The sequence below is a fragment of the Arcicella aquatica genome (assembly GCF_034928825.1).
Classification (GTDB): domain Bacteria; phylum Bacteroidota; class Bacteroidia; order Cytophagales; family Spirosomataceae; genus Arcicella; species Arcicella aquatica.
In genome coordinates, this window is sequence record NZ_JAYFUL010000060.1 from 21,756 (window position 1) to 29,580 (window position 7,825).

Consider the following 7,825-nt stretch of genomic DNA (forward strand, 5'->3'; position numbering starts at 1 on the left):
TCATTAGTATTCAGAAATAAAAAACACAATGGGAATAATTGCCCTTGAAGGCATAGAGTTTTTTGCATATCATGGTTTTTATGCAGAAGAACAAAAAATTGGAAATCGTTATCAAATAGATATTGCTATTACGACTGATTTTTCGGAGGCAGCAGAAAATGATAAACTTAGTGACACTGTAAATTATGGCGATGTATATGAAATAATTTCTGGTGTAATGAAGATAAAAGCAAAATTACTAGAGCATATAGCCCAGCTAATCATTAAAAGTGTTCGTAATCGTTATCCCACTATAGAATTAATTGAAGTTTCAGTATCGAAGTTTAATCCTCCTATTGGTGGTGTTTGTACAAGAGCAAAAGTAACGCTGAAAGGATAAAATAAATTATGGCACATCAAGTAACGATTAAAGATTTAGCTCGCCATCTGAATGTTTCTGTGGCAACAATTTCTCGTGCTTTGCGTGATATGCCTGAAATAAAACCAGAAACACGACAGGCTGTTCTACAGCTTGCTAAGGAATGGGACTATCAGCCTAATATTTTAGCCACTAGTTTGGTGAAAAGTAGGACAAAGACCATTGGGGTAATTGTGCCAGATTTAGCCTATCATTTTTTTGCATCTGTCATAAAAGGAATCGAAGCCGAGGCCATTGCTCGTGGTTATAGTTTATTACTTACTCAGACTAGTGAGTTGTATGAACGAGAATTGATAAACGTCCAAAATTTATCAAGGGGACAAGTAGAGGGTTTTATCATTTCTCTTTCACAAGAAACTGTTGATTTAGATCACCTAAAGCGACTTCAAAGAAAAGGAATTCCTTTAGTATTCTTTGATAGAGATGCACAAGAGCTAGATGTATCAAAAGTAATGGTAGATAATGTTGGTGCTGCCTACGAAGCCACTAAGCATTTAATTGATAATGGTTGCGAAAGAATAGCCTTTTTAGCTGGACCACAGAGTGTTACCGTAAGTAATCAGCGATTGGAAGGGTACGGAAATGCTTTAAAAGATCATGGGTTTCAGATTGATACTTCTTTAATCGTACATGGCGAATATGCTTTGTCAAAGGCAATAGAAGTGACTCATCATTTAATGAATCTTGAAAATAGACCAGATGGATTTATCGTAGTAAGTGACCGACTAGCAGTAGGAGCAATTTCTGTATTAAAGGCACTAAATATAAAAATTCCTGAAGAAGTAGCTGTAGTAAGTTTTAATGATGAACCCATTTGTACTGTAATAACTCCTACATTGTCAAGCGTTGCACAGCCTACTTGGGATATTGGGAAAAATGCTACAGCATTGCTCATTGATCAAATAGAAGATAGGTTAGGAACTTTCAAGCCAGATATTCAAATTCTAAAAACTCAATTAGTTGTAAGAGAATCATCTCAGCGATTGAAAAGGAATTAAGAACTAACTAAACATGAGTCATCCCGAATTTCAAAATCATAAAAAAGCGGTCTAAAAATAAATTTAGACCGCTTTTTTATGATTGATGAACACCGAATTCCTACTGTTTGAGCGGAGCGAGTTTAGGAATTCTTGATTTTCTTTTGTTACTTTTCTTTCATCAAGGAAAGAAAAGTAAGGACTAGACGATAATTAAGTAGAAAACCTCACAAATTGTCTTCAAAACGCACAATTTTAGGGAAAATTCGGGATGACTCATGTTTACAACAATGTCGCGTCTAAAGTAATTGTAGCGTTAAACAATTTAGATATTGGGCAATTTTCTTTAGCATGATTCACTAATTCTTCAAATTTCTCCAGCGTTAAATCAGTAGCCTTCACCGAAGTAGTTAATTTAATTTCATTAATAGCACCATTTTCTAAAATTACTTGCGAAGTCGTGTCAATACTATCTGCAATAAAACCTGCTCCTTGTAAATTAAAAGCTAATTGCATTGAAAAACATCCAGCATGAGCAGCCGCTACTAACTCTTCAGGGTTTGTGCCAATGCCATCTTCAAAGCGAGTATTGAAAGAATACTGTGTGTTACTCAAAACACCACTTTGGCTTGTTAATGAACCTTTACCATCTTTACCTGCACCAATCCACTGGGCAGTTGCACTTCTTTTAATTTGCATGACTTTTTTATTTAAGTTTATGAGACAACATTTATTGAATACTATTTCCGAAATTAATTTTCATAACTAATACCTAGCGTTTCTAAATCATCTTCTGCTAATTCAGAGGGCTCAATATAAATATTTAACACTTTAGTATTATCGTTTCTTTTCCATTCCTCGGCAGCATCATCCAACACAGTGAGGATAATTTCGCGTATTTCGTCGTTTTCTTCTGATAAGAAATCGTCATAATTTTTAAATACAATGCGAATATCATTCTGATCTAGCCAATCTAAATCGTTTATTAGCTCATCGAATGAATCCATATTATGACTGAAATAATCGGGGAAGTACAAAGCTTTTGCAAGCGTTTGATAAAAAACTTCAACAGTTTCTACTTTTTCGCCATCAATGAAGGCTATCAAGATGTTATCGTGAGATTTTAGCGTCGAATCTTCACCTAGGATATAATAATTTGCCATTGTCTTATTTAATTTCAACAAATGATTGATAATGATTTTTGGTAAAATAGGCTTTTCCATCTGAACCAGTTACTAGTCTTTCAGCCCCTCTGTTTTTACCTTGAACTTTTGGATAAATATCCCATTCTCTGTAATTAATTTGCTGCCCATTCTTATCTTTTTTAGGGAGCAGTCCTTCATAATTGCCAAACTTTCTGCCTCCAACATATCCTTCGAATGTTTCACCGTTTTCACGAATTGACTTTAATACTTTTATTGCATTCTGAGGAATTTCCTGAGTATTAGCCCTGGGAAGCTGGGCTTTTTGAATAGATAATTCATAATAATAACTATTTCCACTCGTTTCAAGAGGAGTAAAAGCATTATTAAAATTTGCTTTTTCAAAGGTTAAGCTGAATACTGAAGAGCAAGTAATGAAGCAAAAAAAGACTAACTTTAGGATACAACGTAATATATTTTTCATAGTTGAGAATAGTTTGAGTAAAACTACAAAAGAAGTTTTGAATTTTGTTTGTCAACAAATTTTTTAATAAAAAAATCATGCTAAATACTTCTGGGAAGTAAATTTTAGGAAATAAATTTATAGGAAATTATAATTAAATCAAATTTTGATAATCTTCTAATTAAAGCTTGTATTCTCGTTCCTCTCAAATTTGCAAAACCATTAAAATTTCACGAAATTTGTATAAAATGGCATTTTAAGGGTACTTAAAACTATCTCTCTTGATTTATCAGTTAAAAAATCAAAAAAGGTGCTTAGTCCCTTCAACCAAACCTTATTTATATGTCAGAACAACATAGTAATATTATTTCGATTAACATTGAGGACGAAATGCGTGGAGCATACATTGACTATTCAATGTCTGTTATTGTATCTCGTGCCTTACCCGACGTTCGGGATGGATTAAAGCCTGTTCACCGCCGAGTACTTTTTGGAATGGATGAATTAGGTGTGAATTACAACAAAGCTTATAAAAAATCAGCCCGTATTGTTGGTGAAGTAATGGGTAAGTTTCACCCTCATGGTGACTCTTCAGTTTATGACACCATGGTTAGGATGGCTCAGGAATGGTCTTTGAGATACCCGTTAGTAGATGGGCAAGGAAACTTCGGTTCAGTAGATGGCGATTCACCAGCGGCGATGCGTTATACAGAAGCCCGACTAAAGAGAATTGCTGAAGAGCTTTTAGGAGACCTAAACAAAGATACAGTCGATTTCCAAAATAACTTTGACGACTCTTTACAAGAACCAACCGTACTTCCTTCAAAAATTCCTAACCTTTTATTAAATGGTACTTCTGGTATTGCTGTAGGGATGGCCACCAACATGGCCCCTCACAATTTAACAGAAGTTGTAGAAGGAATTATTGCTTATATTGATGATCGTGAGATTACAGTTGAAGGCTTGATGCAATATATCAAGGCGCCAGATTTCCCTACAGGCGGAACTATTTATGGTGTTTCGGGTATCAAAAATGCTTTTGCTACTGGTCGTGGTCGTATAGTAGTTCGTGGAAACGCTACGTTTGAAACGAGTAAAACAGGCAAAGAGCAAATCATTATCTCTGAAATTCCTTACATGGTCAACAAAGCATCATTGATTAAACAATGTGCTGACTTAGTAAACGATAAAAAGATTGAAGGTATTTCAGAAATCAGAGATGAATCTGACCGTGATGGTATGCGTATCGTTTTTGATTTAAAACGTGATGCCGTTCCAAACGTAATCCTGAATAATCTTTATAAGCAAACTGCGCTACAGTCTTCATTCTCTGTAAATAATGTTTGTCTAGTAAAAGGGCGCCCGTATACGCTTACTTTAAAAGACTTAATTCATTATTTTGTTGAGCATAGAAATGAAGTAGTTGTTCGTCGTACTCAATATGATTTACGTGAAGCACAGAAAAGAGCGCACATTTTAGAAGGTTTCATTATTGCGCTTGATAATTTAGATGCTGTTATCAAATTGATTCGTGAATCTCGTGACCCACATACCGCTCAAATTGGTTTGATGGAGAGCTTCAGCCTTTCTGAGATTCAGTCTAAAGCTATTCTTGAAATGCGTCTTCAACGCCTTACAGGTATGGAGCGTGATAAGATTTTGGCTGAATATGAAGAGATTAAGCGTTTGATGGAAGATTTACAAGATATTTTGGATAGACCTGAGCGTCAACTACAAATTATCAAGGATGAATTACATGAAATCAAAGAACGTTATGGAGATGCGCGTCGTACGCAAATCAATATGACAGACGATGAGTTCTCTATCGAAGATATGATTGCTGATGAAGAAATGTTAATTACTGTTTCTAATCAAGGTTATATCAAACGTACACCAATCAGCGAGTACAAAGCCCAAGGAAGGGGAGGAGTAGGTTCGCGTGCGGTAGCTACCAAAGATAGTGATTATACTGAGCACCTATTTACTGCAACGATGCACAACTGGTTGCTATTCTTTACTGAAAGCGGTAAATGTTTCTGGTTAAGAGTTTATGCGGTACCAGAAGGACAAAAAACTGCCAAAGGAAGACCAGTTCAGAATTTAATGAACATTGAAAGTGGTGATTCAATCAGGGCTGTAATCAATGTGAAATCGCTTACTGATCCAGACTACATTAACAATAACTTTATTGTGATGTGTACTGAAGACGGTACCATTAAGAAAACTACTTTAGAAGCTTACTCTCGCCCACGTCAGAATGGTATTATAGCAATCACTATCAGAGAAAACGATAGATTGTTAGATGTATCTTTGACCAACGGAAATAATCATATAATCATCGCTACTAACACTGGTCGTTCGGTTCGTTTTGAAGAATCTCGTGTTCGCCCAATGGGTCGTTCAGCCGCTGGTGTAAAAGGTATTTGGCTTGACGAAGAAAAACAAGACGAAAAAGCAATCGGAATGGTTTGTATCGAAGATCCAGAAACACAGCAATTATTAGTGGTTTCTGAAAAAGGTTTCGGTAAACGTTCGGATGTTGAAGATTACCGTTTGACTAACCGTGGCGGAAAAGGAGTGAAGGCACTTAATTTGACTGATAAAACTGGTAACTTGGTGGCTATCAAAGAAGTAACAGATAATAATGATTTAATGATTATTACAAAATCTGGCATTTTGATTCGTATCGCTGTAGCTGATTTACGTGTAATGGGTCGTAACACACAAGGCGTTAAACTTATCCGTTTAAAGAATGAGTCAGACGAAATTTCGTCGGTAACTAAAATTGTGAAAGATCCAGAAGAAGTAATCGCAGATGCAGATATTATTTCAGAAGGAGAGGTAGATTTACCAGCAGTTGAATCAGAAGGAGAAGTAACTCCAGAATAGCTATTTAATAGAGTATCCTTGTAAAATCGCATGTAAGTGCGATTTTACTTTTTCAATAATTCAATTATAGAAACCATTTCCAAACAGAACAATGAAAAAAATCACACTTGCTCTTTTCGCAATACTGATGACAGCAGGAGCAGCCTCTGCTCAAATGGACAAAATGATGATTGAGGCGAATCGTAAAACTATTTCTGAGGCCGTAAAAAAAGCCGATGCTGCAGTTACAAAAAAAGATTCAGCGAAAGCTAAAACTTGGTTAACTCGTGGAGAAGCCTATTTAGATCTTGCGAATTCTCAAGACTCAGTGTTGACAAAAGCAGAGCCTTTAGCAGCTTACAAAGCAGTTGAGTTCTTCAAAAAGGCTATTGCATTAGATGCAAAAGACGGATCAGTAGCTGTTTCAGCTAAAAAATACCTTTTAGTGACGCTCAATAAAGAGGGAAAACCAGAAACTGAAGGACAAAAAACATTTAGTGCCTTTATGAATGGAGGGATTGCTAAATATCAAAGTAAGGATTTTGTAGGTGCTGTAAAAGATCTACAAATGGCTTCTGAAGTTAGTCCAAAAGATACTACAGCTGCGATGTATACAGGTGTAATTGGTCAAATGGCTAAAGATGATGCAGCTGCTAAAGGTGGATTTGAGAAATTTTTAGACCTAGGAGGGAAGGACCCAGCCATGATTTATGCCTTGGCTCAAATCTATAGAAATGAGAAAAATGAAGAAAAAGCAATTGCTACCTTAGAAAAAGGTATTGCTCTTCATCCAAACAATAAAGACTTAAAAGCTGAAAAAGTAAACTTATTATTAGCATTTAAAAAGATTGATTTAGCTATCAAAGAACTTGAAACATCAGTAGCAAAAGGTACAAGTAACCCTCAGGAAGTATTAAATTTGGGTATTTTATATGAAAACAAAGCCCAAGAATTTGCACCTGAAATTCGTACATTAAAGGAAACTTTATCTGATAATAACGTAGAAGCTTTAAAGAAGAAAATTCAAGTTCAGAAAGATAAAGTAGCGGCTTATGATGAGGAAATCAAGCGTTTGACTGATAAAATCAAGAAAGACCCAAAGACAGCAGCAGCTTCTAAAAAACAAATTGTTCAAGTTAAAGAGATGCAAAATGAACAAAAAGCTGAGTTGACTAAGTTGAATGAGGATGCAGCTAAACAAGCAGCAAGTGGCGTTAATGTTGAAGAAACTAACAAGAAGCTTGCGGAATTGGAAGCAAAACAAAAAGCAGCTAAAGATTTAGCATTGACTTATTATAAAAAATCTTTAGAGTTAGATCCTAACAATTATGATGTTAACTTTAACTTAGGAGTAATGAGCTTCAACGAAGCAGTTGAAATTAAGAAAAAAGTTGATTTATTAGATATGGCTGCTTATAAAACGGAAGGTAAGAAAATCGAAGAATTAGCTGATAAGAAATTCAGAGAAGCTTTACCATATTTTGAAAAAGCATATTCTATCAAACAAGAAGAAGATTTAAAATCAAGTTTGAGAAGTTTATATCAAATCTTGAAAATGGAAGATAAATTGAAAGCATTAGGAGAATAATTAATATTCAGCCTAGTCATAAAAAAAGGCCTCAAATATTGAGGTCTTTTTTTATGACTAGGCTATTTTAGAAAATTTTCAGTCATGAGCAATTTATACGGTGGAAAACAGCAAAAAGGTACGTTATTTAGTACCTTTTCACATATTAATTGTTTTATTTAACATAATGTAAATTATATAACAATTCATATGCTACTGATTTAACTTGACACTTAAACGTTAAGTGTATGAATATTAAGGAGTTGAAATCAAATAAAAAAAATCGTAACTTGATACTTTATCTCCGAAAAGTAGTCGAAAGTTACCGTGCTGGATTCGTATCTTCCAAGGAATTAAAGACGGATTTGCACCTGGATTTCAAGCGGGTTC

General features: G+C 35.0%; 7 protein-coding genes. 4 read left to right on the plus strand and 3 right to left on the minus strand.

The features are described from left to right. The first annotated feature begins 28 nt into the window (after positions 1–28). Complete coding sequence (gene folB, locus VB264_RS22580) at positions 29–379, plus strand: dihydroneopterin aldolase (RefSeq protein WP_309916389.1); 351 nt, start codon at positions 29–31, stop codon at positions 377–379. A gap of 8 nt (positions 380–387) precedes the next feature. Then, on the plus strand, positions 388–1,416 hold the full coding sequence (locus VB264_RS22585) for a LacI family DNA-binding transcriptional regulator (RefSeq protein WP_323253265.1): 1,029 nt from the start codon (positions 388–390) through the stop codon (positions 1,414–1,416). Positions 1,417–1,677: 261 nt separating this feature from the next. Here VB264_RS22585 and VB264_RS22590 read toward each other — a convergent pair whose 3' ends face one another. The 3 genes from VB264_RS22590 to VB264_RS22600 are packed head-to-tail and all read right to left on the minus strand — an operon-like array spanning position 1,678 to position 3,021. Then, positions 1,678–2,094, minus strand: coding sequence for an OsmC family protein (locus tag VB264_RS22590; protein ID WP_323253267.1), 417 nt, complete (start codon positions 2,092–2,094; stop codon positions 1,678–1,680). Between the two features lie 53 nt (positions 2,095–2,147). Next, a complete protein-coding gene (locus VB264_RS22595) occupies positions 2,148–2,558 on the minus strand; it encodes a barstar family protein (protein ID WP_323253269.1) in 411 nt (136 codons plus the stop codon). Positions 2,559–2,562: 4 nt separating this feature from the next. After that, positions 2,563–3,021, minus strand: a complete 459-nt coding sequence (locus tag VB264_RS22600; RefSeq protein WP_323253271.1) for a ribonuclease domain-containing protein — start codon at positions 3,019–3,021, stop codon at positions 2,563–2,565. 321 nt (positions 3,022–3,342) lie between these two features. On the opposite strand from VB264_RS22600, the gene gyrA reads away from it, so the two are divergent. Both gyrA and VB264_RS22610 read left to right on the plus strand, forming a co-directional pair. Then, positions 3,343–5,889 (plus strand): DNA gyrase subunit A, encoded by a 2,547-nt coding sequence (gyrA, locus tag VB264_RS22605; RefSeq protein WP_323253273.1) that lies wholly within the window; start codon positions 3,343–3,345, stop codon positions 5,887–5,889. A 91-nt stretch (positions 5,890–5,980) separates the two neighbouring features. Then, a complete protein-coding gene (locus VB264_RS22610; RefSeq protein WP_323253276.1) occupies positions 5,981–7,456 on the plus strand; it encodes a tetratricopeptide repeat protein in 1,476 nt (491 codons plus the stop codon). The last annotated feature ends 369 nt before the right edge of the window (positions 7,457–7,825 follow it).

Excerpts from the sequence above, each read along its gene's own strand:
- folB (WP_309916389.1), top strand. The coding sequence starts at position 29 with ATGGGAATAATTGCCCTTGAAGGCATAGAGTTTTTTGCATATCATGGT.
- VB264_RS22585 (WP_323253265.1), top strand. The coding sequence starts at position 388 with ATGGCACATCAAGTAACGATTAAAGATTTAGCTCGCCATCTGAATGTT.
- VB264_RS22590 (WP_323253267.1), bottom strand. The coding sequence starts at position 2,094 with ATGCAAATTAAAAGAAGTGCAACTGCCCAGTGGATTGGTGCAGGTAAA.
- VB264_RS22595 (WP_323253269.1), bottom strand. The coding sequence starts at position 2,558 with ATGGCAAATTATTATATCCTAGGTGAAGATTCGACGCTAAAATCTCAC.
- VB264_RS22600 (WP_323253271.1), bottom strand. The coding sequence starts at position 3,021 with ATGAAAAATATATTACGTTGTATCCTAAAGTTAGTCTTTTTTTGCTTC.
- gyrA (WP_323253273.1), top strand. The coding sequence starts at position 3,343 with ATGTCAGAACAACATAGTAATATTATTTCGATTAACATTGAGGACGAA.
- VB264_RS22610 (WP_323253276.1), top strand. The coding sequence starts at position 5,981 with ATGAAAAAAATCACACTTGCTCTTTTCGCAATACTGATGACAGCAGGA.